Origin of the sequence: Acinetobacter sp. AG1, assembly GCF_001005525.1 — a bacterium.
Taxonomy (GTDB): Bacteria; Pseudomonadota; Gammaproteobacteria; order Pseudomonadales; family Moraxellaceae; genus Acinetobacter; species Acinetobacter modestus.
On record NZ_LBMZ01000116.1, the window covers coordinates 72,677 to 97,601 of the forward strand.

27 protein-coding genes are annotated in these 24,925 nt (G+C 38.9%); 14 read left to right on the top strand and 13 right to left on the bottom strand.

From position 1 onward, the window contains the following. Window positions 1-101: 101 nt before the first annotated feature. From AAV96_RS11980 to dapD, 6 genes are all read right to left on the bottom strand, one after another. Complete coding sequence (locus tag AAV96_RS11980) at window positions 102-566, bottom strand: peroxiredoxin (protein ID WP_046739463.1); 465 nt, start codon at window positions 564-566, stop codon at window positions 102-104. A 19-nt stretch (window positions 567-585) separates the two neighbouring features. Then, window positions 586-1,272, bottom strand: a complete 687-nt coding sequence (locus AAV96_RS11985) for a diphthine--ammonia ligase (RefSeq protein WP_046739487.1) — start codon at window positions 1,270-1,272, stop codon at window positions 586-588. 91 nt (window positions 1,273-1,363) lie between these two features. After that, window positions 1,364-1,780 (bottom strand): hypothetical protein, encoded by a 417-nt coding sequence (locus AAV96_RS11990; protein ID WP_046739464.1) that lies wholly within the window; start codon window positions 1,778-1,780, stop codon window positions 1,364-1,366. A 30-nt stretch (window positions 1,781-1,810) separates the two neighbouring features. Then, window positions 1,811-2,479, bottom strand: coding sequence for a 7-cyano-7-deazaguanine synthase QueC (gene queC, locus AAV96_RS11995; protein ID WP_201775130.1), 669 nt, complete (start codon window positions 2,477-2,479; stop codon window positions 1,811-1,813). A 77-nt stretch (window positions 2,480-2,556) separates the two neighbouring features. Next, complete coding sequence (queE, locus tag AAV96_RS12000; protein ID WP_046739465.1) at window positions 2,557-3,267, bottom strand: 7-carboxy-7-deazaguanine synthase QueE; 711 nt, start codon at window positions 3,265-3,267, stop codon at window positions 2,557-2,559. A 116-nt stretch (window positions 3,268-3,383) separates the two neighbouring features. Then, complete coding sequence (gene dapD, locus AAV96_RS12005) at window positions 3,384-4,205, bottom strand: 2,3,4,5-tetrahydropyridine-2,6-dicarboxylate N-succinyltransferase (RefSeq protein WP_004661218.1); 822 nt, start codon at window positions 4,203-4,205, stop codon at window positions 3,384-3,386. Between the two features lie 288 nt (window positions 4,206-4,493). On the opposite strand from dapD, the gene carO reads away from it, so the two are divergent. Then, window positions 4,494-5,246: an ornithine uptake porin CarO gene (gene carO, locus AAV96_RS12010; protein WP_046739466.1), complete on the top strand. Its 753-nt coding sequence runs from the start codon at window positions 4,494-4,496 to the stop codon at window positions 5,244-5,246. Between the two features lie 105 nt (window positions 5,247-5,351). Here the strand turns inward: carO and AAV96_RS12015 are convergent, their stop codons facing one another. From AAV96_RS12015 to AAV96_RS12040, 6 genes are all read right to left on the bottom strand, one after another. Beyond that, window positions 5,352-6,275, bottom strand: coding sequence for a CysB family HTH-type transcriptional regulator (locus AAV96_RS12015; protein WP_004661220.1), 924 nt, complete (start codon window positions 6,273-6,275; stop codon window positions 5,352-5,354). Between the two features lie 65 nt (window positions 6,276-6,340). Next, on the bottom strand, window positions 6,341-7,411 hold the full coding sequence (locus tag AAV96_RS12020) for a sulfate/molybdate ABC transporter ATP-binding protein (protein WP_005215270.1): 1,071 nt from the start codon (window positions 7,409-7,411) through the stop codon (window positions 6,341-6,343). A gap of 11 nt (window positions 7,412-7,422) precedes the next feature. Next, the gene (gene cysW, locus AAV96_RS12025) at window positions 7,423-8,307 is read right to left on the bottom strand and encodes a sulfate ABC transporter permease subunit CysW (protein ID WP_046739467.1); all 885 of its coding nucleotides are present in this window, start codon (window positions 8,305-8,307) and stop codon (window positions 7,423-7,425) included. Further along, a complete protein-coding gene (gene cysT / locus AAV96_RS12030) occupies window positions 8,304-9,137 on the bottom strand; it encodes a sulfate ABC transporter permease subunit CysT (protein WP_005215272.1) in 834 nt (277 codons plus the stop codon). The genes cysW and cysT overlap by 4 nt, the downstream gene beginning before the upstream one ends. Before the next feature lie 78 nt (window positions 9,138-9,215). Further along, window positions 9,216-9,818 (bottom strand): RBBP9/YdeN family alpha/beta hydrolase, encoded by a 603-nt coding sequence (locus AAV96_RS12035; RefSeq protein ID WP_046739468.1) that lies wholly within the window; start codon window positions 9,816-9,818, stop codon window positions 9,216-9,218. Window positions 9,819-9,849: 31 nt separating this feature from the next. After that, window positions 9,850-10,857 (bottom strand): sulfate ABC transporter substrate-binding protein, encoded by a 1,008-nt coding sequence (locus tag AAV96_RS12040; RefSeq protein WP_005215275.1) that lies wholly within the window; start codon window positions 10,855-10,857, stop codon window positions 9,850-9,852. A 404-nt stretch (window positions 10,858-11,261) separates the two neighbouring features. On the opposite strand from AAV96_RS12040, the gene pabC reads away from it, so the two are divergent. The 3 genes from pabC to tmk are packed head-to-tail and all read left to right on the top strand — an operon-like array spanning window position 11,262 to window position 13,751. Then, window positions 11,262-12,074 carry an aminodeoxychorismate lyase gene (gene pabC, locus AAV96_RS12045; protein ID WP_046739469.1) on the top strand — a complete coding sequence of 271 codons (813 nt, stop codon included), beginning with the start codon at window positions 11,262-11,264 and terminating at the stop codon, window positions 12,072-12,074. Between the two features lies 1 nt (window position 12,075). Continuing rightward, window positions 12,076-13,146 (top strand): endolytic transglycosylase MltG, encoded by a 1,071-nt coding sequence (mltG, locus tag AAV96_RS12050; protein ID WP_046739470.1) that lies wholly within the window; start codon window positions 12,076-12,078, stop codon window positions 13,144-13,146. An 8-nt stretch (window positions 13,147-13,154) separates the two neighbouring features. Further along, a complete protein-coding gene (gene tmk, locus AAV96_RS12055; protein ID WP_046739471.1) occupies window positions 13,155-13,751 on the top strand; it encodes a dTMP kinase in 597 nt (198 codons plus the stop codon). 485 nt (window positions 13,752-14,236) lie between these two features. On the opposite strand, the gene nadB is transcribed toward tmk, so the two are convergent. Next, entirely contained in the window at window positions 14,237-15,877 is a 1,641-nt protein-coding gene (gene nadB / locus AAV96_RS12065; RefSeq protein WP_171249148.1) for an L-aspartate oxidase, read from the bottom strand. A 372-nt stretch (window positions 15,878-16,249) separates the two neighbouring features. Here nadB and AAV96_RS12070 point away from each other — a divergent pair, with 372 nt between their 5' ends. The 10 genes from AAV96_RS12070 to pdxJ all read left to right on the top strand — a co-directional run bounded on the left by AAV96_RS12070 (window position 16,250) and on the right by pdxJ (window position 24,925). Next, complete coding sequence (locus AAV96_RS12070; protein ID WP_046739473.1) at window positions 16,250-17,626, top strand: Do family serine endopeptidase; 1,377 nt, start codon at window positions 16,250-16,252, stop codon at window positions 17,624-17,626. Between the two features lie 116 nt (window positions 17,627-17,742). Next, a complete protein-coding gene (locus AAV96_RS12075; protein ID WP_046739474.1) occupies window positions 17,743-18,192 on the top strand; it encodes an acyl-CoA thioesterase in 450 nt (149 codons plus the stop codon). Between the two features lie 157 nt (window positions 18,193-18,349). Then, window positions 18,350-20,167: a translation elongation factor 4 gene (lepA, locus tag AAV96_RS12080; RefSeq protein WP_005215284.1), complete on the top strand. Its 1,818-nt coding sequence runs from the start codon at window positions 18,350-18,352 to the stop codon at window positions 20,165-20,167. A 73-nt stretch (window positions 20,168-20,240) separates the two neighbouring features. Further along, on the top strand, window positions 20,241-21,104 hold the full coding sequence (lepB, locus tag AAV96_RS12085) for a signal peptidase I (protein WP_004661246.1): 864 nt from the start codon (window positions 20,241-20,243) through the stop codon (window positions 21,102-21,104). Between the two features lie 24 nt (window positions 21,105-21,128). Then, window positions 21,129-21,506 carry a DUF4845 domain-containing protein gene (locus AAV96_RS12090; protein WP_046739475.1) on the top strand — a complete coding sequence of 126 codons (378 nt, stop codon included), beginning with the start codon at window positions 21,129-21,131 and terminating at the stop codon, window positions 21,504-21,506. After that, complete coding sequence (gene rnc / locus AAV96_RS12095) at window positions 21,475-22,170, top strand: ribonuclease III (RefSeq protein WP_046739476.1); 696 nt, start codon at window positions 21,475-21,477, stop codon at window positions 22,168-22,170. The genes AAV96_RS12090 and rnc overlap by 32 nt, the downstream gene beginning before the upstream one ends. 4 nt (window positions 22,171-22,174) lie before the next feature. Further along, window positions 22,175-23,200 carry a GTPase Era gene (gene era, locus AAV96_RS12100; protein WP_046739477.1) on the top strand — a complete coding sequence of 342 codons (1,026 nt, stop codon included), beginning with the start codon at window positions 22,175-22,177 and terminating at the stop codon, window positions 23,198-23,200. Between the two features lie 26 nt (window positions 23,201-23,226). Continuing rightward, complete coding sequence (locus tag AAV96_RS12105; protein WP_005292893.1) at window positions 23,227-23,424, top strand: NF038104 family lipoprotein; 198 nt, start codon at window positions 23,227-23,229, stop codon at window positions 23,422-23,424. 9 nt (window positions 23,425-23,433) lie between these two features. Next, window positions 23,434-24,141, top strand: a complete 708-nt coding sequence (gene recO / locus AAV96_RS12110) for a DNA repair protein RecO (protein ID WP_046739478.1) — start codon at window positions 23,434-23,436, stop codon at window positions 24,139-24,141. 55 nt (window positions 24,142-24,196) lie between these two features. Next, window positions 24,197-24,925 (top strand): pyridoxine 5'-phosphate synthase, encoded by a 729-nt coding sequence (gene pdxJ / locus AAV96_RS12115; protein WP_046739479.1) that lies wholly within the window; start codon window positions 24,197-24,199, stop codon window positions 24,923-24,925.

A 24,925-nucleotide genomic window follows, 5' to 3' on the forward strand; every position in this document is an offset into this window, starting at 1 on the left:
TAATTATTTTAATCTTTTTATCATACGCTAAGGTGTAAGCAGCGGGCAATTTACCCAGAACAAAAAAGCGAGTACACGACTCGCTTTTTTGTTACTCAACATTATGAAGTGCCTTGCAATGCTTTTAGATCTTCCAATACTTGTTCAGCATGACCAGCAGCTTTAACTTTGCGATAGCTTTTCACTAATTGTTTGTTGTGAAAAATAAAAGTTGAACGCTCAATGCCCATGACTTGTTTGCCATACATATTTTTTTCTTTGATGACATCAAAATGTTTGCATAACACTTCTTCTTTATCACTAATTAAATCAATTGTGAGCGCTTGTTTTTCAGTAAAGTTTTGATGTGCTTTAACTGAATCTCTTGATACTCCAATAATTTGACAATTTAAGGCATCAAACTGATCTTTTAAGCAAGAAAATCCAACAGCTTGAGTCGTACAACCAGGGGTTGAATCTTTAGGATAGAAATAAATGACAAGCCATTCGCTGCCTAACTCAGCAAGATTGACTTCACCTTGTGTAGTTGGAAAAGTATGATTCGGTAATTCAATATTCTCGGACATTTTTATTCCTTCCATAAAGCTAAGCGTGATCTAGTTCAAGTGGTAAAAAAGCATATTCTTCATGATAAACAATATCTCTTTGTCTTACAGGAATTGCTTTGTTAAAAATTGGCCCATCTATAACAGTAGTATGAAATTCACCACCTTCTCCACATGGGTCTATCCCGCGATTTTCTAATTCTTGAATATAGTCGAGAGTGAGAATTTTACCTAGATCTTCTGTTTTCATGCCTAGTTTAAGATTAACTGTCACGACGATACTGCGAAATCCTAAACGAATAAACTCCTCAACTACTTCACGGTGAGGACGTAACCAAAGGGGCATACCCAATTTAAGCCCAACATGTTGAGTTACACGATCATGCCAACATCCATGTTGTGGCATATCTAAATCACCTGTGACTAGCACTTCAGCACCTTGCTGTTTTGCTTGTTGTAAAAGCTCAATAAATTTACTTTCGTAATCAGCCCAACTTGAAGAAGTCATAAATACAGGTAAACCAATCGCATCTGCTTGTGCTTGAATAATATCGAGTGGCATTGCGTGTGAACGAGAGCGTTGACCTTGTTCTTCTAGCATTACAATTAGTCCAATCACGCTGCCAGATTGCATAGCATGGTATAAAGCGAGGGAGCTGTCTTTGCCACCGCTAAAAGAGACAATCGAGTGCCTTTGATTGGCATTAATTTTCCATTGGTCTTGCATAATATAATTCAATCGATTCAAAATAAAAGAAATTTTAGCAGAACTCATAAAAAAGCCTGCATCAATGCAGGCTTTTGGGCTTGGCTCAAAGTTAAGACTTTGGTGCTTGTTGTTGAGCTGCTTTCATTGCTTCTTCAGTTAACTTTTCAAGCTTAGACACCAGTGGTGCACCTAAGCAAGCTTGTAATTCTTTATTTTGTTGCTGTACAAATGCTAAAGAACTTGGGCTTTTCTTCGCATTGATCGCGCTTTGAATTTCCCATTTTTGAGCTTCAGTTACTTTCCCTTGAGCATCAATTTGGCAACCACAAAATTTACTCACTTCCGCAGCTGATAACTTGCCACCTTTAGTGGTTTGTTCCTTACAGACGTTAATCAATGCAGATTTTACATTGGTACTTTTATATGCTGCTTGTAATGGATTATCAGCTGCGTGAGTTGCCATTGAAAATAAAGCAGTCGCTGACATCATTGTAGAAAGAATAAGATTTGATTTTAAAAACTTCATATATTGTACCTAATGATTGCCCTATATCATCTATTCGGTATAGCGTGTAGGGTCCGCAATACCTGCTTCAATAAAACCTTGTTGGCGTAAACGGCAACTGTCGCATTTGCCACACGCACGTCCTTGAGCATCTGCCTGATAGCAGGATACTGTTTGGCTATAGTCTACGCCATGTTCGATGCCTAAGCGTATAATATTCGCTTTGGATAAATGTAACAAAGGTGTTTCAATTTTAAGGGGTTTTCCTTCCACGCCTGCCTTTGTTGCCAAACGCGCAAGATTGGCAAAAGCGTCAATAAATTCTGGGCGGCAATCTGGATATCCTGAATAATCAACAGCATTGACACCAATGACAATGGCTTGAGCGTCAAAAACTTCTGCTGCTGCTAGGGCATATGAAAGGAAAATGGTGTTACGCGCTGGAACATAAGTTACAGGAATCCCTTCTTGTAATTGTTCAGGTACATCAATGTTATGATCTGTAAGCGCAGAGCCGCCTAAATTGCCTAAATCAATATTAATCACACGATGTTCTACACCTGCACGTTGTGCAAGTGCTTTGGCTGCATCAAGCTCGGTCGTTGAGCGTTGCCCATACATAAAGCTTAATGCAATACAATCATAATTTGCTTGTGCCCAAGCAAGACACGTTGTTGAGTCTAAGCCGCCAGACAATAATACGATGGCACGAGAACGCATATTATTTTCCATGATTCAACCTAAAAATAAATTTGATAAAAGTCGATCTATTTTGCAGAACGGATATGTTTAGTATTTTAACGACCAGATTCATCATTCCATAACAGTTTATGCAACTGTAATTGAAAGCGAACAGGGAGATGGTCATCTAAAATCCACTGTGCTAAATCGCGAGCCAAAGCAGGCAATCCGACAGCACCTTTTTCGATAGCAAAGGCTGGTGAGAACCATACCGTACTTACTTTATCTTGCAACTGAAATTGTTCAAGTTGCTGTTTTGACCACTCATAGTCAGCACGATTACAAATCACAAATTTAATCTGGTCATGTGGGGTGAGATGGTCAAGATTACTATATAAATTACGATGGTCTTCTTTTGACGTTGGTGTTTTTAAATCCAACACTTTGGAAACACGAGAGTCAACTTTCGATACATCTAAAGCACCACTGGTTTCAAGGGAAACTTCAAATCCAAGATCACAAAGACGTTGTAATAAAATCAGACAGTTTGGTTGTGCAAGCGGTTCACCACCTGTCACACAGATATAAGGTGTTTTATGTTGGCTTGCTGTTTCGATAATCTGTTCAAGGGATAAACGTTCACCACCTTCAAAGGAATAAGTCGTATCACAATAACTACAACGTAAAGGACAACCCGTTAAACGAATAAAAACGGTCGGTAAACCAAAAGTATTCGCTTCGCCTTGCAAAGAATAGAAGATCTCGGTAATACGTAAACCAGCCGCAGGATCAGACACAGGAATTGCAGAAGAGCGTAAGGAAGCCATAAATTGTTACCACAAACAGTTGCTACATAAGCAGCAAGTACATAAAAAACAAAATCTCTACGACCATAGCTGATCGTAGAGACGAGGAGCGATGAAACTCCGAGAAACGTTATAAATTAGTCTGCACGTAATAAATCGTTCAAGCTAGTTTTTGCACGTGTTTTCGCATCTACTTTTTTCACAATAATTGCAGCATAAAGGCTGTAAGTACCACATTTCGATGGAAGGCTACCTGCAACAACGACTGAACCTGCTGGTACGCGACCGTAGTGAATCTCACCTGTTTCACGATCAAAGATTTTAGTTGATTGGCCAATGAATACACCCATTGAAATCACTGAACCTTCTTCAACAATCACGCCTTCAACGATTTCTGAACGAGCACCGATGAAGCAGTTGTCTTCAATAATCGTTGGATTTGCTTGTAATGGTTCGAGTACACCACCGATACCAACACCACCAGATAAATGAACGTTTTTACCGATTTGAGCACACGAACCCACAGTTGCCCATGTATCCACCATGGTGCCTTCATCTACATAAGCACCAATATTGACATACGATGGCATCAATACGACATTTTTCGCTTGGAAGCTACCACGACGAGCAACAGCAGGTGGTACAACACGGACACCAGCAGCTTTAAATTGTTCTTCAGTCCAACCTGAATATTTTGTTGCAACCTTGTCATAAAACTGTAGATCACATGCTTCGATTGGTTGGTTGTCATTCAGTTTGAATGAAAGTAAAACAGCTTTTTTTAGCCATTGGTGAACAACCCACTCACCATCGATTTTTTCAGCGACACGAAGTGTACCATTGTCTAAACCTGTTAGTGCTTCTTCAACAGCTTGACGAATTTCAGTAGGGCAATCTGCTGCACTGTAGTTTGCACGGTCTTCAAAGGCTTGTTCAATGATTGTAGAAAGCTGAGACATGATCTTCATTCTTCCAAAAATAAATTTCCGAGATTTTACACTAATTTGACACAAGAATCTTTGAAAAAAGTCGTTACAATAAATTGTTTTAAATATAGCAATAAGATTGTAATAAACTCGGAGTGTATTGTTTTTTATCCATAATTTATGAATACACAATTACTCTGAATTTGTATCAAAAAATAACAAAAAGTAATCAGTTTCTGTATAAAAAAATAGCGTTCACTCTATTAAGATGTGATTACACAAACAATTATATGTAAAAGAGTATTTTTTGAGGAGACATCAATGAAAGCTTTGCGTGTTGTGTTAGCAGCGAGTGTTTTAACAGCAATTGCAGGTTCTACATTTGCAGCTGATGAGCAAGTTGTGAAGGAATCAGTTTATGCATTCCCTTCTTATTTAAATCCAGTTTCAGTTCGTGCTGAGGTAGGTACAACAGGTTACGGTGGTGCAATTTCTTACCGTGTCAATCCTTATGTAGCTTTAAGTCTTGGTTATAATGGTGGCGATATTTCATGGTCTGATGATGTCAAAATTGATGGCACCAAATATGATCTTGATATGGAGAATAACAACACATATTTAAATGCTGAACTTTATCCATGGGGTGCGAGTCAAAATGCGTTCGCTCGTTCGCTTTATGTAGCAGCAGGTGTTGGGTATCTTGATAATGATTATGATCTTCAGAAACGTACATCAGCAGGTCGTACTTTAACAATTGACAACAATGATTATGAAGTTGTTAATCCTGGGCAAGAGGGTGGTGTACGTGGCAAAATGTCATATAAAAATAACATCGCGCCTTATGTCGGTTTAGGTTTGAATGCACCAGTGTATAAAAATATTGGTTTGTTTGGTGAAGTTGGTGCTTACTACACAGGTAACCCTGACGTAAAACTTGATGCTTACAACTTAAAAGGTGTTACTGGAGCTAAGCCGATTGATCAGGCAGTTGCTGATGAGCAAGACAAAATTGCTAACAAAAGTAAGTATGAGTGGATGCCAGTGGCTAAAGTGGGTGTGAGCTTTAAGTTCTAATCCACCAACTCTACATAAAAAAACGAGCTTTAGGCTCGTTTTTTTATGCTCAAATTTTAGGTCAAAATAAATAGCTAATAGTAGTAGCCATTCATTTTGGTTGATTTATTCTTCGGGATAAGCCACTTTTTTAAGTTCTTTGATGTTTGTTTTTGGAGAACACAAAGAAATAAACTCATAACCATAGCCACGTAAAAGATGCCCTTTACGCACAGCAATCCATGTTGTATTCACTCCAAAAACATCAGTTTTTAATTGTTCTAAGCGATAATCTTTGTCTGTGTCATAAGCGACATCATTGACAATACCAACCCCCATATTGAGTTCTACATAGGTTTTAATGACGTCGGCATCTAAGGCGGACATCACGATATCGGCATGTAGATGAGCATCTTCAAATGCCTTATCGATTTTAGAACGCCCAGTAAAGCCACCGTGATATGTAATCAATGGATATTCGGCTAAAACATCTAAACTAATTTTATCTAACTTAGTCAAAGGGTGGTCTTTAGGTGTAATGATACTATGATGCCATTCATAATAAGGTACGCTTGCTAAGTTCTCTTCTGTTGTCAAAGATTCAGTTGCGATACCAATATCTGCTTCGCCTTGGAGTAGCATTTCTGCGATTTCAACAGGACTCGCTTGTTGTAAAACCAAATGTACTTTTGGGAATAATTTTTTAAATTGATTCACAATCGGTGGAAGAACATACCGTGCTTGGGTATGCGTTGTTGCAATTGTTAAAGTGCCTTCATCAACTTTATTAAAGTCATCAGCAAGACGTTTAATATTATCAGCATCGACTAACATCCGTTCCACGATGCTTAATAACGATTGACCTGGTTCAGTCAAACCGAGCAAGCGTTTACCTTTACGTACAAAGAGTTGTACACCTAACTCATCTTCTAAATCTTTAATGTGCTTACTGACACCAGATTGGGAGGTATAAAGTGCCGCAGAAGCTTCAGTTAAATTAAAGTTTTGGCGAACAGTTTCTCGAATAATTCTGAGTTGTTGAAAGTTCATAATAATTTTTCCACATAAAAGATGAGGAACGATCAAATTTATTTAACCGCCCTCAAGATATTATTCTAAGCAACTTGAGTCGTTTGGTCTGCAAATAAATGAAGTTGAGCAGCACTAATCCAGACTGTTTGATTTGGTCTAAATTGATGTAAATTTGCTTCTTCTACACTAAGTAAAATCTCAATGGTGCGTCCACTGCGATCTTGTAATTCCGCAATCACTTTGCCCGCAATCCAGACCTCACGTATAAACGTTGCCTCAATCGTATTCGCTTGGGGACGGGTATGAATATGTAATTCATTTGGTCGTGCAAATGCAATCACTTTTCCTTGCGGTGCTTCTAATGAGGTTGGCAGTTGGATTCGATCATCACCAATGCGAATGATACCGCTAGTATGTTCGCCTTCAAAACGATTTGCTTGACCTAAGAAATCAAAAACAAAGGGTGTTGCTGGCTTTTCATAAACTTCACGAGGCGAACCAATTTGTTCAACATCGCCTTTATTCATGACAATAATTTGGTCTGCGACTTCCAAAGCCTCTTCTTGGTCATGTGTAACAAAAATAGATGTGATATGTAGTTCATCATGTAAGGTTCGTAACCAACGGCGTAATTCTTTACGAACTTTGGCATCAAGTGCACCGAAAGGCTCATCAAGTAATAAAACACGTGGTTCTACCGCAAGGGCGCGTGCCAATGCAATACGTTGACGTTGTCCACCTGAAAGTTGAGCAGGGTAACGATCAGCTAAGAATCCAAGTTGAACCAAATCTAATAAGCGCGTGACACGTTTTTTAATTTCGGCTTCTGATGGACGAGTTGCACGTGGGCGAACGCGTAAACCAAAAGCGATATTATCAAACACAGTCATATGGCGGAATAAAGCATAGTGCTGAAATACAAAACCAACCTGACGTTCACGAACATGGATATTTGTGGCATCTTCGCCTTCAAGTAAAACTTGACCATTATCAGCAGATTCTAAACCCGCAATGATGCGTAATAATGTTGTTTTTCCACAGCCTGAAGGACCAAGCAAAGCAACTAATTCACCTTCAGGAAAGTCTAAAGAGATATTTTTGAGTGCATGGAATGCACCGAAATGTTTTTCAATATTTTTAACTTGAATACTCATGTGTTCATTCCTTAGTGATTCGGTTGATGTTCATTTGCTTGGTCTTGGCGTATTTCTAACCAAGTTTTCAAGATCAATGTGATAATCGCTAAAAATGCCAGTAACGAAGACACAGCAAATGCAGCACTAAAGGTATATTCGTTATAAAGGATTTCAACGTGTAACGGCAGGGTATTGGTTTCACCACGGATGTGTCCTGAAACCACAGACACTGCACCAAACTCACCCATTGCACGGGCATTACACAGAATCACACCGTAAATCAAACCCCATTTAATATTTGGTAGGGTCACTTTCCAAAAGGTTTGCCAACCAGAGGCGCCCAGTACAATCGCAGCTTCTTCTTCTTCAGTTCCTTGTGCTTCCATGAGTGGAATTAATTCACGAGCAACAAAAGGAACAGTAATAAAAATTGTGGCTAAAACAATGGCAGGTACGGCATAAAGAATTTTAATATCGTGATCCATTAACCAACCGCCAACCCAACCTTGAGAACCAAAAATTAGAACCAACATTAAACCTGCAATTACAGGGGAGACTGAAAATGGCATGTCAATAATGGTGGTTAGGATCGCTTTGCCACGGAATTGGAATTTAGCCACAGCCCAAGCAGCCGCGACACCAAAAACTACATTAACCGGTACAGCAATCGCTGCTGTTAGTAAGGTTAGTTTGACTGCCGACAGGGTGTCTGAATCAGTTAAGGCATTGATGTAAACTGAAAGACCTTGTTTAAATGCTTCAACAAAAACCAAAATGAGCGGCAGTATCAAGCAACTTAGGAAGAAAATCAGTGCAATACTAATTAATGTATAGCGGACCCATGTTGGTTCACGGGTTGAATCACGAGACTGCAACTTTACGGCTAAAGCATTGCTATTGGTATTTAAACTCATTGAGCAGTTCTCCCTGTACGACGACTCGCCCATGCTTGTACTAAATTAATTAAAAATAAAATGGCAAAAGAGAGAACAAGCATGACGACAGCAATCGTAGTCGCTCCAGCATAATCATATTCTTCTAAACGAGAGATGATCATGAGGGGGGCAATTTCAGTCTTATAGGGTTGATTCCCTGCAATAAAAATAACTGAACCATATTCACCAACACCGCGGGCAAATGCCAAAGCAAAGCCTGTTAAAAGTGCAGGGAATAGGATGGGTAAAATGATTTTAGTAATGGTCTGCCAACGATTTGCACCGAGTGCAGAAGCTGCTTCTTCAAGTTCAGTTTCAATGTCACTCAAAACAGGTTGTACGGTACGTACTACAAACGGTAAACCAATAAAAATTAATGCAAGGGTAATACCAATCGGGGTGTAAGCCACTTGAATTCCCAGAGGTTCAAGATATTGACCAATCCAACCTGTAGGTGCATATAACGAGGTTAATGCAATTCCTGCAACTGCGGTAGGCAAAGCAAAAGGTAAATCGACCAAAGCATCTACGATTCTTTTACCTGGGAAATTATAACGAACCAAGCACCAAGCTAGCAGTATGCCAAAGATTACATTGACTAAAGAAGCGATCAATGCAGCACTAAAGCTGAGTTGTAACGATTTTAAAATTCTTTCTGAAGTAAGAATTTCCCATAATCCATCCCATCCAATCCCTAAAGATTTGATAAATACAGCTGATAAAGGAATAAGTACGATAAAAGATACATAAGCGAGGGTGAAGCCCAAAGACAGACCAAACCCAGGCAGCACTCGGGAACGCTGCGACATGATATTTCCTCAAAGAGAAATATTTGCTAAAACCAGCAAATAAATAACACTAAAACCAAAAAATACTGAGAGCGGAATCTAGGCAAATTTCAAATTAAAATTTGCCTGACTCATTCGAGCTACAGGTTGCAGTTTTTTTTCAGGCAACATGTAATTAAGGATGTCTGGAAAAGGGCCAAATCCAGATGCCACATTGATGTGACCTACTTGCCCCAAATTGATTGGTGTCAGTTTCCAAGCTTGAGCCAGTTGTAAAGCATCGAAATAACCTAACCAAGGATCATTTTCACTGATTAATAAAGTGGTTGGCACATCAATATTAAGCTGATGGAAATACTGTTTGTAATCAGTCAAGCTGTGACGAGCAAAGCCCGCTTCGCCAAACCGTGCAGGATTTGCAGGTGCAACCAAAATTAATTTTTTTACTTTTGTTTGTAACTCTGGATGTTCAGCTAAAGCAGCAACACTGGTTAAACAGCCAAAGCTATGAGCAACAATTTGTATTGGTGCTTCTATAGTTGCAACGGTTTTGACAAATTGAGTAACCCATTCGTTTAAAACGGGTCGGTCCCAATGTTTCTGTTGAACACGAGAGCTAGACACGAGTTGTTGTTGTAACCAAGATTGCCAATGTTGAGCTTCGCTACCACCAACACCAGGAACAATTACGGTATGAATCATGTCCGCTCTCCTTATTTACCTAATTAGTAAATTATTTTGTGGTGCTGTTGATCTTGACGATTTGATCGAAAATACCGCCATTATCAAAATGAGTTTTTTGTACTTTTGTCCAACCACCAAATTCCTTATCAATCGTGACAAGTTTGAGTGGTTTAAATGTGGTGCTGTATTTCTTTAAAACAGCTGCATTACGAGGACGGTAGAAATTACGTGCTGCAATTTCTTGACCTGCTGGAGAATATAAGTAGTTCAAATAGCCACGAGCGATTTGTAAATTACCTTTTTTCTCAGCATTTTTTTCTACAACCGCTACTGGAGGTTCAGCCAAAATTGAAAGTGACGGTGTAACAATCTCAAATTTACCCGGTTGTTCACGTACTGCTAGAAATGCTTCATTTTCCCAAGCCAGTAAAACATCACCGATGCCGCGTTCAGCAAATGTAGTGGTTGCGCCACGTGCACCTGAATCAAGTACTTTGGTTTGTTTGTAAATTTGGCGAACAAATTCTTGTGCCTTAGCATCGTTACCACCTTTTTGGTGTTTTGCCCATGCCCAAGCACCTAAGTAGTTCCAACGTGCACCACCCGATGTTTTTGGATTTGGTGTAATAATTTCTACACCTGGTTTAACCAGATCACCCCAATCTTTAATTTGTTTTGGGTTACCTTTACGCACAAGGAAAACAATTGTTGAGGTGTAAGGAGTGGAATTATTTGGTAATTTCTTCTGCCAATCAGCTGGAAGTAATTTTGCATTTTCTGCGATTTCATCAATATCCGCAGCAAGTGCTAGTGTTACGACATCAGCATTTAGACCATCAATAACGGCACGCGCTTGTTTACCTGAACCGCCATGAGATTGCTTAAACTCAATATCCTGTCCTGTACGCTGTTTCCAGAATGTACCGAATTGCTTATTAAAATCTGTATATAGCTCACGAGTTGGGTCATAAGACACATTTAAAAATTCTTGTGCCGCAAATGAAGAAACTGAAAGTAATGCGGCAATAACACCGACTTTAACTTGAGAAAAACGCATGAAAAACCCCTTAAATCGATCTGTTATCAGCAGACCTTCAATCATTGTTTGGAATATGGATGCAGCATAGCGCCAGTTTTTTTGCAAAAAAAATAATTAAAATCGAATTTGATATGAGTAAAAAAGAAATATAAAAAAGAGATAACCTATGCTGAATTTCTGATAATTGTTTTGTATATAGCTATAAAACAAGATGTTGACTTTGATTCATGTTGAATGTTTATCTAAAAATGAGTTTCGGCAGATTAAGCATGAATATCTTCAGAAAGTCCTTGCTAATTCGAGTTGTTCATAAACGATAGGATTCTAGATCATAATTAATGAGGTATGGATTGTGTACATGCTTTTGCCACACTTAAGTTTCAGGGTATGATGACGATGTATTTGAGACTGAATTTTTGATCATGCAGTGTTATAAAAATGGACAATTGATTGATTCGATTCCATTGTTAGATCGAGCCTTTCATTATGGAGATGGCTGCTTTACCACTGCGCGAATTTTTCAAGATACGTTTGAACTAAAACAATTACACTTTGCTCGTTTGGCATTGGCTTGCCAAAGATTAAGTCTTGATGTGGATTTATCGCTCATAGATAGATCCTTAGCACAACTACAACAACGGCATTTTACCTTGAATGGCACTTTAAAAATCGTGATTAGTCGGGGCGAGGGAGATCGAGGATACAGTCTGCCGCTACATGCTGCTGATGTTTATGTTTGGTATTACCCCAAAGTCATGCAAGTTTTTCAACCAGAGTGGATTGAGAGTGGAGTACTTAATCATGCTCTAGGTTTGAATATGCCGCATTTAGTGGGTTTAAAAACATTAAACCGTTTAGAACAAGTGTTATTAAAGCAGGAAGCTGACCATCTGGGGTGGCTTGAAGCATTGGTAACCGATGTACAAGGTTATATTGTAGAAGGGGTGAGCAGTAATTGTTTTATTCGTATAAATGACCGATGGATTACACCAGAACTTCGTTATAATGGCGTCCATGGCGTCATGCGAGCTAAGATTCTATCTCGTATGAAGCAACAGAATATTGAATGTGAACAAGGTTGTGTAGAGATTAATGATATTGAACGTATTCAAAGTCTATTTTTCTGCAATGCTTTACATCCAATGAAAGCAGTTATTCGATTTAATGGTCGGGCTTTTGAGCAGCAACCCTACCTTGATTTATTTGAAACATTGAAACTTAGCCAGATTGATTAATATGCCAAAGCCACCAACAACCCCAGCCAAAACAAAGAAAAAGCCAAAAGCTCAACCGAAGTCTAAGTTTTCTATCAAAGCCTTATTGATTGTAATCGTCGTCTTTCTTTTGCTCGTATTCGGTGTGCTTTGGGCAAGCTTATTTAAGAACTATCCAGTCGAAGGGAAAAAGCAGGTTCTGGTCATTTCTTCGGGAGATACTTACTCAAAATTTATTGATCATCTAGCCAAAGAAAACAAAGTTAATTTCCCTATTATTTTAAAGATTTATCAAAAATTTATGATTCATGACAGTTTGAAAGCTGGTGTGTATGAAATCAATAAAGGGATGAGTGTTCGTCAAGTACTTGATATGCTATCTGATGCTGAAAATGCACAAATGAATCGTATTTTGGTGATTGAAGGGACAACTTTTAAACAATTGCTACAGAATTTAAAGAAAGATCCTAATGTTAGCAAGACTATTTTAGATCTACCACAAGACCAATTATTAAAAGCTTTAGATATTTCTTATTCACACCCTGAAGGTTTATTTGCACCAGATACTTATTTCTTTGCCAAAGGCGAAACAGATAAGAAAATCTTAACGGATTTATATCGTCGCCAAATGAAATCATTAGATGAAGCTTGGGCAAAAAAAGCACCGAACTTACCCTATAACGATAAATATCAAGCTTTAATCATGGCTTCGATTATTGAAAAAGAAACCAGTTTAGATAGTGAACTAGAACAAGTTTCAGGTGTGTTTGTACGTCGTTTAAAAATTGGTATGCGCTTACAAACTGATCCAACTGTAATCTATGGTATGGGGGATAATTATAAGGGGAATATCACTCGTAATGATTTACGGACAGCAACGCCTTATAATACATACACGATCAATGGTTTGCCGCCAACTCCGATTGCATTACCAAGTAAAAAAGCGATTGAAGCAGCAATGCATCCAGATGACGCTAAAAATATTTACTTTGTTGCTACAGGTAATGGTGGGCATAAATTTACAGCTTCTTTAGAAGATCATAATCGTGCAGTTCAAGAATATTTAACTGCGTTACGTGCAAAGCAAAAGTAGGATGAATGATGTTTATTAGTTTTGAAGGTACGGAAGGTGTAGGTAAGACGACACTCATCCGTAAAATTCATCAGTACTTTGAACAGCAAGGTAAAGAAGTCGTTTTGACGCGTGAACCGGGTGGAACGCCGTTAGCTGAAGAGATTCGCTCTTTATTATTAGCGGTGAATCATGAAGAGCAAATGAGTCATGATACTGAGTTGTTATTGATTTATGCAGCACGTGCGCAACATTTACAACAAGTCATTATCCCTGCTTTAAATGTAGGTAAGATCGTTTTAAGTGATCGTTTTACTGATGCAAGTTTTGCATATCAATGTTCTGGACGTGGTTTAAGTCAGGAAAAGTTGCAATTATTAAATCAAACTTTTGTGGCGAAAATGCCGAATATTACCTTTTGGTTGGATGCGCCGATTGAGTTGGGCATGACGCGTGCGAGAGAGCGCGGGGCATTGGATCGTTTTGAGCAAGAGAAGTTGAGTTTCTTTGCTAAAGTGCGTGCGGGTTATGAGATATTGTGGCAAGCAGAGCCTGAACGGATGAAGCGTTTGGATGCGACTCAGAATGCGGATTTGGTGTTTGAAGAGGCTTTGCGCTATCTTTAACATAGGCATTCTTGAATTGATAAAAAATGAAGCGATATCTACAACAAGATTTGAATCAGGGTCTTAATTTATTTATTGCTGTAATAACAAATATACTGATCCTGTATATTTGTTATCCATATTTTACAAGGCATATTGTCCATACAGCACCAAATACCTTTTTTATCATATTAAATTCTATCTCTATTTATTTAGCATTTAAAACTTCAACGTATAAACTTTTTATTCCAGTCAAAATAATATTTATTATGATGTTTGCTTTTTCTATTGCCGCTTTAAGCGTTTGGGCGTTAAGAATAAATGAATACCCATATTTTTTTGAAGTTAGGGAATTATTTTTTATATTACTTTTACCATTAGGTGGTTTTATCTGGATGAAGTTATATGTTGTAATTCCTATTATTACAGTGATCTATATTGCGATCATCTTTTATTTAAAAGGAAAAATAGTCTGAATCTATCATTGATTCAGACTATATAAACAATTATGGTTTATTCACCAACGGCTGTTCCACTTTAAAATTTGGTGGTGTTAAAACCGTCTTACGAATCTCATTCGAGAGCTCTGGATAATCCAGTGTGTAATGCAAACCACGTGATTCCTTGCGTTCCATTGCGCAACGTACAATCATTTCCGAAACCAGAACTAGGTTACGTAATTCAATCAAGTTTTTACTGACACGGTAGCCTTGATAATATTCGTTGATTTCACGTTTCAACATTTCGATGCGGTGTAAAGCACGTTGCAAACGTTTAGTGGTGCGAACAATACCCACATAGTTCCACATGGTTGAACGTAATTCATCCCAGTTTTGCAAGATGACAACATCTTCATCTGCATCAGTCACTTGAGATTCATCCCAAGAGGGTACATCTGGAAATTCAAAGCTAACATTATGTTTGCTTTGAATATCTTCTGCTGCACTCATGCCATAAACGAAACATTCAAGCAGTGAGTTACTTGCCATACGGTTAGCGCCGTGTAAGCCAGTATATGAAGTTTCGCCAATCGCATATAAACCATCTAAGTCAGTTTGGCTATGCTCATCTACAACGACACCACCACAGGTATAGTGCGCTGCTGGAACAACGGGAATCATATCTTTGGTAATATCAATCCCAAGTTCGAGCAAGCGTGCATAAAGCGTAGGGAAGTGCTCAGTGATAAATTCAGGTGATTTATGTGTGATGTCTAACCAAACATGACGAATACCTAGACGTTTGATTTCATAGTCAATTGCACGTGCAACAATATCACGTGGCGCAAGTTCAGCACGCTCATCAAGGCGTAACATAAAACGTTCACCATCAGGCAAACGTAGATACGCACCCTCACCACGCATGGCTTCGGTAATGAGAAAAGAACGCGCTTTCGGATGATACAAACATGTTGGATGGAATTGGTTAAATTCCATATTGGCAACACGACAACCAGCTCGATAAGCCATCGCGATACCATCACCGGTCGCAATGTCAGGGTTAGAAGTATAGAGATAAGCTTTCATTGCACCACCACAGGCCAAAGCTGTGAAAGGGGCTAAGAATGTATGAACTTGTTCTGTTTTTTCATTTAATGCATATAAACCAATCGCACGATTATTTTTGTCGAGATGACCAAGCTTGTGTAGTGTGATGAGATCAATCGCAATATAATTTTCAAAAATTGTAATATTTTTTCGTTCTTTAGCACGTTCAACGAGAGTAGTTGAAATTGCCTTACCTGTTGCATCAGCAGAATGAATGATGCGGCGTTGTGAATGACCACCTTCACGGGTGAGGTGTAATTGCTCATCATCATCTAAAGTGAATTGAACACCTTGCTTTAATAAGAAATCAACAGAAGGCTTGCCGCCTTCGACTGTATGTTTAACGGCATCTAATTCACAAAGATGTCCGCCTGCAATCATAGTGTCATTAATATGTTGTTGAATTGAATCAGTCTCGTCTAAGACCGCTGCAACACCACCTTGAGCATAAAAAGTACTGGCTTCTGTGAGCTCAGCTTTTGCTAAAATGGCAATGTTGTAATGACTCGGTAAAGAGAGTGCAAGACTTAAACCTGCACCGCCACTGCCCACAATTATCACGTCAAAATGGTGAATTGTTTTTAAATCAGGCATGTCGATCTGCTTCAGTTTTAAACGTTCGCTAATGACAACGCTTTTTAACAAAAAAGGCAAGTGCCAATCTGCCTAGAATTGAACGATTTTTTAGCGAATGTAAACAATTTTTACTGATATGAATTGTCAATCACCTTAAAGTCTAACAAGGATAAGTATTCAATATATCGTTTTAATCTAATATTAAGCTGCCCACGATAAAACGTTAATAAGCTTATAAATCATGGAGACTTTCTCCATAATTTATTCACATTTCAATATGCTACATCGTTGTATGCATTGAAAATATCAACATATTTTTACGAAGATTACAGTTGGGTTATGATACAAACATAATCTTAATATTCTATAGATCATTAGTACGTAGGTTCTCACTTCATGAAAAGTCGCTATTTACAACAAGGAATGTATGCTGCGGTATTTACGGTTGCTGCAGTACAGGTTAATGCTGCTTCACCAGTAGATTTTTCAAATCTCGTTGAGCAGGTGAGTCCTGCGGTTGTCAGTGTCAATGTTGTAAAAAAAATGACTCAGGAAGAGTTGTTACAGCAGCAAGTGCCTGAAATTTTAAGACGTTTTTTTGGTAATCAAGTCATTATCCCTCAACAACAAGGGCCACAAGAAAAAACTGCATACGGTAGTGCATTTTTTATTAGTAAAGATGGTTATCTCGTTACAAACCACCATGTGATTGAAAATGCGTCTCGTATCAGTATTACTTTAAACGATCGACGTGAACTTGATGCAACTTTGGTTGGTAGTGATGAGCGCACTGATGTTGCTGTGCTTAAAGTAAATGGTGCAAATTTCCCGGAATTAAAAATTGGTAATGTAAACCAGTTAAAAGTTGGTGAGCCTGTTTTAGCAATTGGTTCGCCCTTTGGCTTTGATTATTCAGCTTCAGCAGGGATTGTGAGCGCTAAATCTCGAAATATGAGTGGTGAAACGTCAGTACCGTTCATTCAAACAGATGCTGCATTAAACCCTGGTAACTCTGGTGGTCCTTTATTTAACCAACGAGGTGAAGTGGTTGGTGTTAACTCGCGTATCTTTAGTGGTACTGGCGGTTATATGGGCTTGTCATTCTCTATTCCTATTGATGTCGCTATGGATGTAGTCCAACAGCTTAAAACCAATGGTAAAGTGACTCGTTCATACCTTGGCGTGATGTTGCAAGATATTGATCGTAACCTTGCAGAAGCATACAAATTACCAAAACCAGAAGGCTCATTGATTAATCAAGTTACACCGAAGTCACCCGCTGAAAAAGCAGGTTTAAAGTCTGGGGATGTGATTTTAAAAATTAATGGTTCTTCTATTTCCCGTACTAGCGATTTGTTAAATGTATTAAATCGTGTAGCACCTAGTCAGACTGTTCAATTAGAAGTATTACGTGACGATAAAGTCCGTATTATTTCAGCAACTTTAGGTACTGCACCAGACGATACGCCAGCCGCTGAGGATAAAAACAATCCAACCAGTGGTCTAGGAATGAGCATCCGTAATTTGACGCCTGAAGAGCAAGCAAAATTGGATGTCCGTGGTGGGATATTGGTGCAGGATGTTAAACGCGGTAGCTTAGCATCATTGTCAAACATTGTTGCAGGTGATGTTATCCTTCAAGTGAATGGTACACCTATTTTAAATAGTCAAATGTTTGTAAAAACAATGGCGGCTCTACCAAAAAATAGTGTTGCTCGAGTAGCTATTATTCGCCAAGGCCAGCGTGCAATTTTAGGTTTACGTTTGCCTTAAGCTATTGTTAGTTTTTTTTAAACCACCCTGAAAATAGGGTGGTTTTTATTTTGTAATGTATAAGTGTTTAGATTAGTGTATGCGACTGAGCTTGGATTGACGAAATAAGTAGGTTTATGAGTACTATTTTTGATTTGAGAATAACTGTACAACCTGAACATATTGATGTTTTAGGTCATGTCAATAACGTCATGTATATTCAGTGGATGCAAGATGTCGCAGCAGCCCATATTGAAAGATTAGGTTTAGGTCTAGCTCAATATTTAGAACTCAAACATGCAATGGTGGCGGTAGAGCACCATGTTCAGTATCGGAAAGCAGCACTTGAAGGTGAAGAAGTCATCTTGCGGACATGGTTAGATGATATTAATGCGCTCTATTCCTTTCGTCAGTACGCATTTTACCGTCCAAAGGATCAAAGTATTTTATTCGTAGGGAATACCAAATGGGCGTGTATTGAAATTACAACAGGCCGTCCAAAGCGTATGTCACCGAGTTTTACTCATGCCTACCAACCGATTGGATCAGGTTTAAATCCGATGGATTTTTCAACTTTATATGAGTAAATCGAAGGACTGAAATCGCCATCTAGAGGCTTTGATGGGGTAATTATTTTGAATACTTTGAAATGCTGTTCTGCTATAATCCCCAACAATTTTGTTAAACCGCTTTGGCTCATGACTTGTTATAAGTTTAGAGCATTCTATTTTGTTAAGGTAACCCATGGCGCAAGCTAAAAAATCCGTAGATATCAAAAATATACGTAATTTCTCGATTATTGCTCACATTGACCATGGTAAATCAACCTTGGCGGATCGATTCATTCAAATGTGTGGTGGTTTACAAGATCGCGAGATGCAAGCTCAAGTATTAGACTCTATGGAGCTTGAACGTGAGCGTGGGATTACCATTAAAGCTGCATCGGTAACGTTGTATTACACGCATCCAAATGGTCAAGAGTATCAATTGAACTTTATTGATACACCAGGACACGTCGACTTTTCTTATGAAGTATCACGTTCTTTGGCCGCATGTGAAGGTGCGCTTTTAGTCGTCGATGCTGCGCAAGGTGTTGAAGCACAATCTGTAGCAAACTGTTATACGGCGATCGAGCAGGGGTTAGAAGTTCTACCAATCTTGAATAAGATTGATTTGCCACAAGCAGAACCTGAGCGTGTGATCCACGAAATTGAAGAAATTATCGGAATTGAAGCGACAGATGCACCAACCTGTTCAGCAAAAACGGGTTTAGGGGTTGAAGGTGTTTTAGAGCGTTTGGTCGATGTGATTCCTGCGCCAGAAGGTGATCGTGATGCACCTTTACAAGCGTTGATTATTGACTCATGGTTCGATAACTATTTAGGTGTTGTTTCTCTGGTTCGAATCAAACAAGGTCGTATCCGCAAGGGCGACAAAATGTTGGTGAAATCAACGGGGCAAACTCATCCAGTTACATCTGTTGGCGTATTCAATCCTAAACACACTGAAACAGATATTCTCGAAGCGGGTGAAGTTGGCTTCGTGATCGCTGGTATTAAAGATATTTTTGGTGCGCCTGTGGGCGATACAATTACTTTGTCTAACACACCAGATGTCGCTATTTTACCAGGTTTTAAGAAGGTTAAACCGCAGGTCTATGCGGGTCTTTTCCCAATTGACGCCAGTGACTTTGAACCATTCCGTGAAGCGCTACAAAAATTACAAATTAATGACTCAGCTCTGTTCTTCGAACCAGAAAGTTCAGATGCTTTAGGCTTTGGTTTCCGTTGTGGCTTCCTAGGCATGCTTCATATGGAAATTGTACAAGAGCGTTTAGAACGTGAATACGATCTTGATCTGATCAGTTCTGCACCAACAGTAATCTATGAAGCATTGACTAAAAAAGGCGATATTATTTATATCGACAGCCCATCAAAAATGCCTGATGGTTCAACAGTTGAAGATTTGCGTGAGCCGATTGCAGAATGTCATATTCTTGTGCCACAAGAATATTTAGGTAATGTCATGACTTTGTGTATCGAACGTCGTGGTGTTCAAAAAGATATGAAATTCTTGGGTAATCAAGTTTCAATCACTTTTGAAATTCCTATGGCAGAAGTGGTAATGGATTTCTTCGATAAGTTGAAATCTTGTTCACGTGGTTTTGCATCTTTAGATTATAACTTTGTGCGTTTTGAGAGTTCATCTTTAGTTAAGGTTGACGTGTTAATTAATAGTGAAAAGGTTGATGCCTTAGCTATGATTTGTCACCGTCAAGATGCGCGTCATCGTGGTATTGCATTGGTTGAGAAGATGAAAGATTTGATTCCACGCCAAATGTATGATGTTGCAATTCAAGCGGCAATTGGTGCACAAATCATTGCACGCTCTACCGTAAAAGCCATGCGCAAGAACGTATTGGCAAAATGTTATGGTGGTGATGTTTCACGTAAGAAGAAACTTCTTGCAAAACAAAAAGAAGGTAAGAAACGTATGAAGCAAGTAGGAAGTGTTGAAATTCCTCAAGAAGCGTTCTTAGCTGTATTGAAAGTGGATAGATAAAAAGAGAGAGGCTAGGTAGGTAAATAAATTTACCTAGCTGCAAAACGAGCAGCTAGACTGCGGGAGAGGACGTGTGGATTTTGATTTTAATTTGATTCTGGTACCAGTTACACTGATTTTTTTTCTGGTGTGGCTACTCGATAAATTTGTACTAAAACAACGTGCAAATAAAGGGCGTGATCAGGAAAATTTTGTTATAACGTGGGCATATGATTTTTGGCCCGTGTTAGCAGTAGTCTTAATCCTTCGTTCTTTCTTATATGAACCATTTAATATTCCATCTGATTCTATGGTGCCTACCTTAGAAACAGGTGATTTTATTTTAGTAAATAAATTTGATTATGGTGTGCGCTTACCGATTGTAAATGCAAAAGTAATTGATGTAGGTGAGCCAAAACGTGGTGAAGTCATCGTATTTCGTTATCCACCACAACCAACCATTAGCTATATTAAGCGTGTGGTGGGTTTACCAGGCGACCATATTCAGTTTAAAGCTGGACAATTAATTATTAACGGAAAGCAAATTGCTAAAGTCGCAACTGAATTTAAACGTGATAAAGATCAATTAGAAACTCCTACAGTTTATTACTTTAAAGAAACATTAGGTGAACACCAGCATTTAATTCGTTATTTAGATGGTCGTAATCCTTTAGCAGAACAATTTCAATTTGCAAAGTTACGTGGAGCTGATGCTCTAGTTCCATTTGTTGCCAAAGAGAATAATGTTTTTATTCAAAGTAATGGGCAGGATTGGGAAGTAACTGTGCCAAAAGGACAGTATTTTGCAATGGGTGATAATAGAGATCAAAGTGCAGACAGTCGTTTTTGGGGATTTGTCCCTGAAGCGAATTTAACAGGTCGTGCTTTTTATGTTTGGATGCATAAAGAACCTGGTTTTAACCTACCAAGTTTCAATCGCAATGGTAAGATTAACTAATAAAAATACATAGGAAGTATGCAGATGCGTAAATCTCAACAAGGGGCATCTTATATCGCAATATTGTTTGGAGTGATTTTATTTGCGATGGCTGTGAAAGCAGCAGTCGCAATTTGGCCAGCTTATTGGGATGATAAAATTATTGATACGCAGATTCAGGAATTATTAAAAGAGAGCCCTGATAATGTGACTCCAGCAAAATTTACCGCTCAAATGGAGCAAAGAATGGAAATGAACAATGTGAGAGACTTACGCTTTCCAAATATTGCTCAAGTGACTTATAAGGAAGATTTAGTTGTAAAGAAAAAGTATGAAGTGCGTAAACCCTTCGTATTGAATATTAGTTTAGTTATGAATTTTGAGAAGACTTTTGACCAAAAATCTGCAAAACAAGCTCAATGATACACGGCTACAGGGTCGAATAGGTTACCAGTTTAAACAGTTTGAATTGTTAAAACTGGCTTTGACCCATCGTTCTGTCAGCCATAAACATAATTATGAACGCCTAGAATTTCTAGGCGATGCATTATTAGGAATGATCGTTGCAAATTATTTGTACAATACCTATCCGCTTGAAAATGAAGGTCGTTTAACGCGAATGCGTGCGACTTTGGTTCGACAAGAAGCATTAGGAAAAATCGCAAATGATTTACAACTCAGTCGGTCGTTAATTTTAAGCACAGGCGAGTTAAAATCAGGTGGACACCATCGAGAGTCAATTCTGGCTGATACTGTTGAAGCAATCATTGGTGCTATTTATTTAGACAGCAATGATCTCAACTTGCTAGAACGCATTGTGCTAAAATGGTATGAACCATATCTTGATCATATCGAACCTACAGATCAGCTGAAAGACCCTAAATCACGTTTGCAAGAGTATTTACAAGCACGTAAAAAACCTCTCCCAGTTTACGAGGTTGTAGATATTCAGGGCGACGCCCCTAATCAACATTTCAAAGTGGAATGTGATGTAGCGGGATTGCCAAAAATTATAGGCGAGGGCTCAAGTCGTCGTTTTGCCGAACAAACGGCAGCGGCAGAGATTTTAAAATTATTGGAGCAATAACCTGATGTCTCATTCAGAAGAAAATAAGCCAGAAGCAACTGAACAGCAAGATGGCAATAATCTAGTTGATCAATTTTTTAGTTCTCAAGGAGCGACCATTCCTTCAGATTTTAAAAGCGGTTTTGTTGCCATCGTTGGTCGCCCAAACGTGGGCAAGTCAACTTTGATGAACCATATCTTGGGTCAAAAACTATCGATTACCTCACGTAAGCCGCAAACCACACGTCATAAGATTGTGGGGATTGATTCACGTGAGAAATCACAGGCTGTATTCGTAGATACGCCTGGGATGCATAAGAAAGAAGTGCGTGCCATCAATAAGATGATGAACCGCGCTGCACATTCAGCATTGCGTGATGTGAACTTGGTTTTATTTGTCGTTGATGCACAAAAGTGGACTCAAAACGATGAATTGGTTTTGGAAAAACTTAAAAATGCCGATATGCCAGTGATTCTGGTGATCAACAAGCTCGATACATTTGAAAATAAAAATGAAGCTTTACCGCTGATTCGAGAGCGTGCCAAGTTAATGAATTTTGCTGAAATTGTGCCAGTTTCAGCATTGCGTGGTGCAAATCTAGATCATTTGCGTGACACGATTGAAAAATATTTGCCATATCAGCCACCTTTGTATTCATTGGATCAGATTACCGATCGTTCTGAGCGTTTCCTTGCGAGTGAAATCATTCGTGAGAAAATTATGCGTCAGTTAGGTGAAGAGCTTCCATATGATTTAACGGTTCAAATTGAATCATTTAAAACTGAAGAAGCAGCCGTAAATGAAAAAACAGGTCGTTTAAAGCCGCCATGTACGTATATTGATGCGACCATTTTTGTAGAACGCCAAGGGCAAAAAGCCATTGTGATTGGCGATAAAGGTGCGAAGTTGAAAAGCATCGGCATGGATGCACGTACAGACATGGAAAAAATGTTTGAGCAAAAAATTATGCTAACGCTTTGGGTGAAAGTCAAAGGTGGTTGGTCTGATGATGAGCGTGCACTCAAAAGCTTGGGTTATAGCGATATTTAATCGCATTTAAGATAACGGAAACAGGTATGAAAACAACAATTCGTATACTCGCGATTGTGACATGTGTATTCATGTTGCAAGGCTGTATTCACAAGCTTGTGACTGTACCTGTTAAAGTTGCTTATAAGACCACCAAAGGTGTTGTTAAAGGAACTGCTGCGGTTGTTGGCGCAGTGATTCCCGATGGCGATGATGAAGAAAAGGATGAGAAAAAGAAGGACTAGTCTTGTACTATGATGCGCAATGAAGTCCTACATGGTTATTTGATTCATCATCGTAAATATCGTGAAAAAAGCCATATTGTGCATTTATTTACACAAGAATATGGTCGGGTGGATGGGATTCTAAGACAGACTCCACCGCCGCAATATCAGCCAATTCGTCTGCAAGCCACAGGCAAATCTGAACTAAAGAACTTCACAAAACTGGAAATTCTGAATCAACCTGTATTCTTTCACGGTGATGCATTTTTTGCTGGTTTTTATTTAAATGAAATTCTATTGCGACTATGTCCCTTAGAAGAGATGATGCCACAAACATTTGAACAATATCAGTTAATTTTAGTGCTGTTACAGCAATTGGCCACACACGAACAAGCTGCTGTATTTCTTCGGCAGATTTTGCGTCAATTTGAGCATGTATTATTGGTGGAACTTGGCTACGCCATTGATTTCTCAACAGATGCGAGTCAACAAGACATTCAGGTCAACCAGCATTATCAATTTCAGCTCAATGATGGCTTTCTGCCAGTTTCACAAGCCTCGCGTTCAACACTTGATGGTGTGTTGATTGCTTCAATGCAAAGTTATGAAGATGGGCAGGATTTTTCTCACGAACAATTGCAATTATTGGGTAAACTATACCGTCAAATGATTAGCTCCTTGTTGGGTGATCGACCGCTGAAAAGCCGTCAACTTTGGATTCAAAGTACACAAACTTGATATTCCTGATGTATTGAAAATAATGATTCAGGGCTAAACCGATAGGATATTTTTTATGGCTGCAATCTTAGGTGTAAACATTGATCATGTTGCGACATTAAGACAAGCACGTGGTACAACTTACCCTGATCCAGTTCAGGCTGCTTTAGTCTGTGAACAGGCAGGTGCTGAGGGGATTACTTTGCATTTGCGTGAAGATCGCCGCCATATACAAGATGATGATGTACGTCGTATGCGTCCATTGTTAAAAACACGCATGAATCTTGAATTGGCGGTAACTGATGAAATGGTTGCGTTTGCCAAAGAGATTCAACCTCAGCATGTTTGCTTTGTACCTGAGCGTCGTCAAGAAGTGACCACCGAAGGTGGATTGGATGTGATTGGGCATTTTGAAAAAGTGAAGGCGGCAACTGAAGCACTGAAAGCGATTGGCAGTGATGTGTCTTTGTTTATCGATGCAGATTTTGCACAGATTGATGCAGCTGTGGCATGTGGTGCACCAACGATTGAAATCCATACGGGCGCTTATGCTGATGCCGAAACAGATGAGCAGCAACAAGCTGAATTAGCTCGTATTATCAAAGGTGCTGAGTATGCAGCGGCAAAAGGCTTGGTTGTGAATGCTGGACATGGTTTAAATTTGGATAATGTGGCAGCGATTGCAGCAATTCCACAAATTCATGAACTCAACATTGGTCATTCGATTATTGCCGATAGTGTATTTGTTGGTCTGGCTCAAGCAGTAACAGATATGAAAGCAGCGATTCGGACTGCTGCGAGATAA

Bases quoted from the DNA above. Each gene is read 5' to 3' on its own strand.
- AAV96_RS11980 (WP_046739463.1), bottom strand. From the start codon at position 566: ATGTCCGAGAATATTGAATTACCGAATCATACTTTTCCAACTACACAA.
- AAV96_RS11985 (WP_046739487.1), bottom strand. From the start codon at position 1,272: ATGCAAGACCAATGGAAAATTAATGCCAATCAAAGGCACTCGATTGTC.
- AAV96_RS11990 (WP_046739464.1), bottom strand. From the start codon at position 1,780: ATGAAGTTTTTAAAATCAAATCTTATTCTTTCTACAATGATGTCAGCG.
- queC (WP_201775130.1), bottom strand. From the start codon at position 2,479: ATGCGTTCTCGTGCCATCGTATTATTGTCTGGCGGCTTAGACTCAACA.
- queE (WP_046739465.1), bottom strand. From the start codon at position 3,267: ATGGCTTCCTTACGCTCTTCTGCAATTCCTGTGTCTGATCCTGCGGCT.
- dapD (WP_004661218.1), bottom strand. From the start codon at position 4,205: ATGTCTCAGCTTTCTACAATCATTGAACAAGCCTTTGAAGACCGTGCA.
- carO (WP_046739466.1), top strand. From the start codon at position 4,494: ATGAAAGCTTTGCGTGTTGTGTTAGCAGCGAGTGTTTTAACAGCAATT.
- AAV96_RS12015 (WP_004661220.1), bottom strand. From the start codon at position 6,275: ATGAACTTTCAACAACTCAGAATTATTCGAGAAACTGTTCGCCAAAAC.
- AAV96_RS12020 (WP_005215270.1), bottom strand. From the start codon at position 7,411: ATGAGTATTCAAGTTAAAAATATTGAAAAACATTTCGGTGCATTCCAT.
- cysW (WP_046739467.1), bottom strand. From the start codon at position 8,307: ATGAGTTTAAATACCAATAGCAATGCTTTAGCCGTAAAGTTGCAGTCT.
- cysT (WP_005215272.1), bottom strand. From the start codon at position 9,137: ATGTCGCAGCGTTCCCGAGTGCTGCCTGGGTTTGGTCTGTCTTTGGGC.
- AAV96_RS12035 (WP_046739468.1), bottom strand. From the start codon at position 9,818: ATGATTCATACCGTAATTGTTCCTGGTGTTGGTGGTAGCGAAGCTCAA.
- AAV96_RS12040 (WP_005215275.1), bottom strand. From the start codon at position 10,857: ATGCGTTTTTCTCAAGTTAAAGTCGGTGTTATTGCCGCATTACTTTCA.
- pabC (WP_046739469.1), top strand. From the start codon at position 11,262: ATGCAGTGTTATAAAAATGGACAATTGATTGATTCGATTCCATTGTTA.
- mltG (WP_046739470.1), top strand. From the start codon at position 12,076: ATGCCAAAGCCACCAACAACCCCAGCCAAAACAAAGAAAAAGCCAAAA.
- tmk (WP_046739471.1), top strand. From the start codon at position 13,155: ATGTTTATTAGTTTTGAAGGTACGGAAGGTGTAGGTAAGACGACACTC.
- AAV96_RS12070 (WP_046739473.1), top strand. From the start codon at position 16,250: ATGAAAAGTCGCTATTTACAACAAGGAATGTATGCTGCGGTATTTACG.
- AAV96_RS12075 (WP_046739474.1), top strand. From the start codon at position 17,743: ATGAGTACTATTTTTGATTTGAGAATAACTGTACAACCTGAACATATT.
- lepA (WP_005215284.1), top strand. From the start codon at position 18,350: ATGGCGCAAGCTAAAAAATCCGTAGATATCAAAAATATACGTAATTTC.
- AAV96_RS12090 (WP_046739475.1), top strand. From the start codon at position 21,129: ATGCGTAAATCTCAACAAGGGGCATCTTATATCGCAATATTGTTTGGA.
- era (WP_046739477.1), top strand. From the start codon at position 22,175: ATGTCTCATTCAGAAGAAAATAAGCCAGAAGCAACTGAACAGCAAGAT.
- AAV96_RS12105 (WP_005292893.1), top strand. From the start codon at position 23,227: ATGAAAACAACAATTCGTATACTCGCGATTGTGACATGTGTATTCATG.
- recO (WP_046739478.1), top strand. From the start codon at position 23,434: ATGATGCGCAATGAAGTCCTACATGGTTATTTGATTCATCATCGTAAA.
- pdxJ (WP_046739479.1), top strand. From the start codon at position 24,197: ATGGCTGCAATCTTAGGTGTAAACATTGATCATGTTGCGACATTAAGA.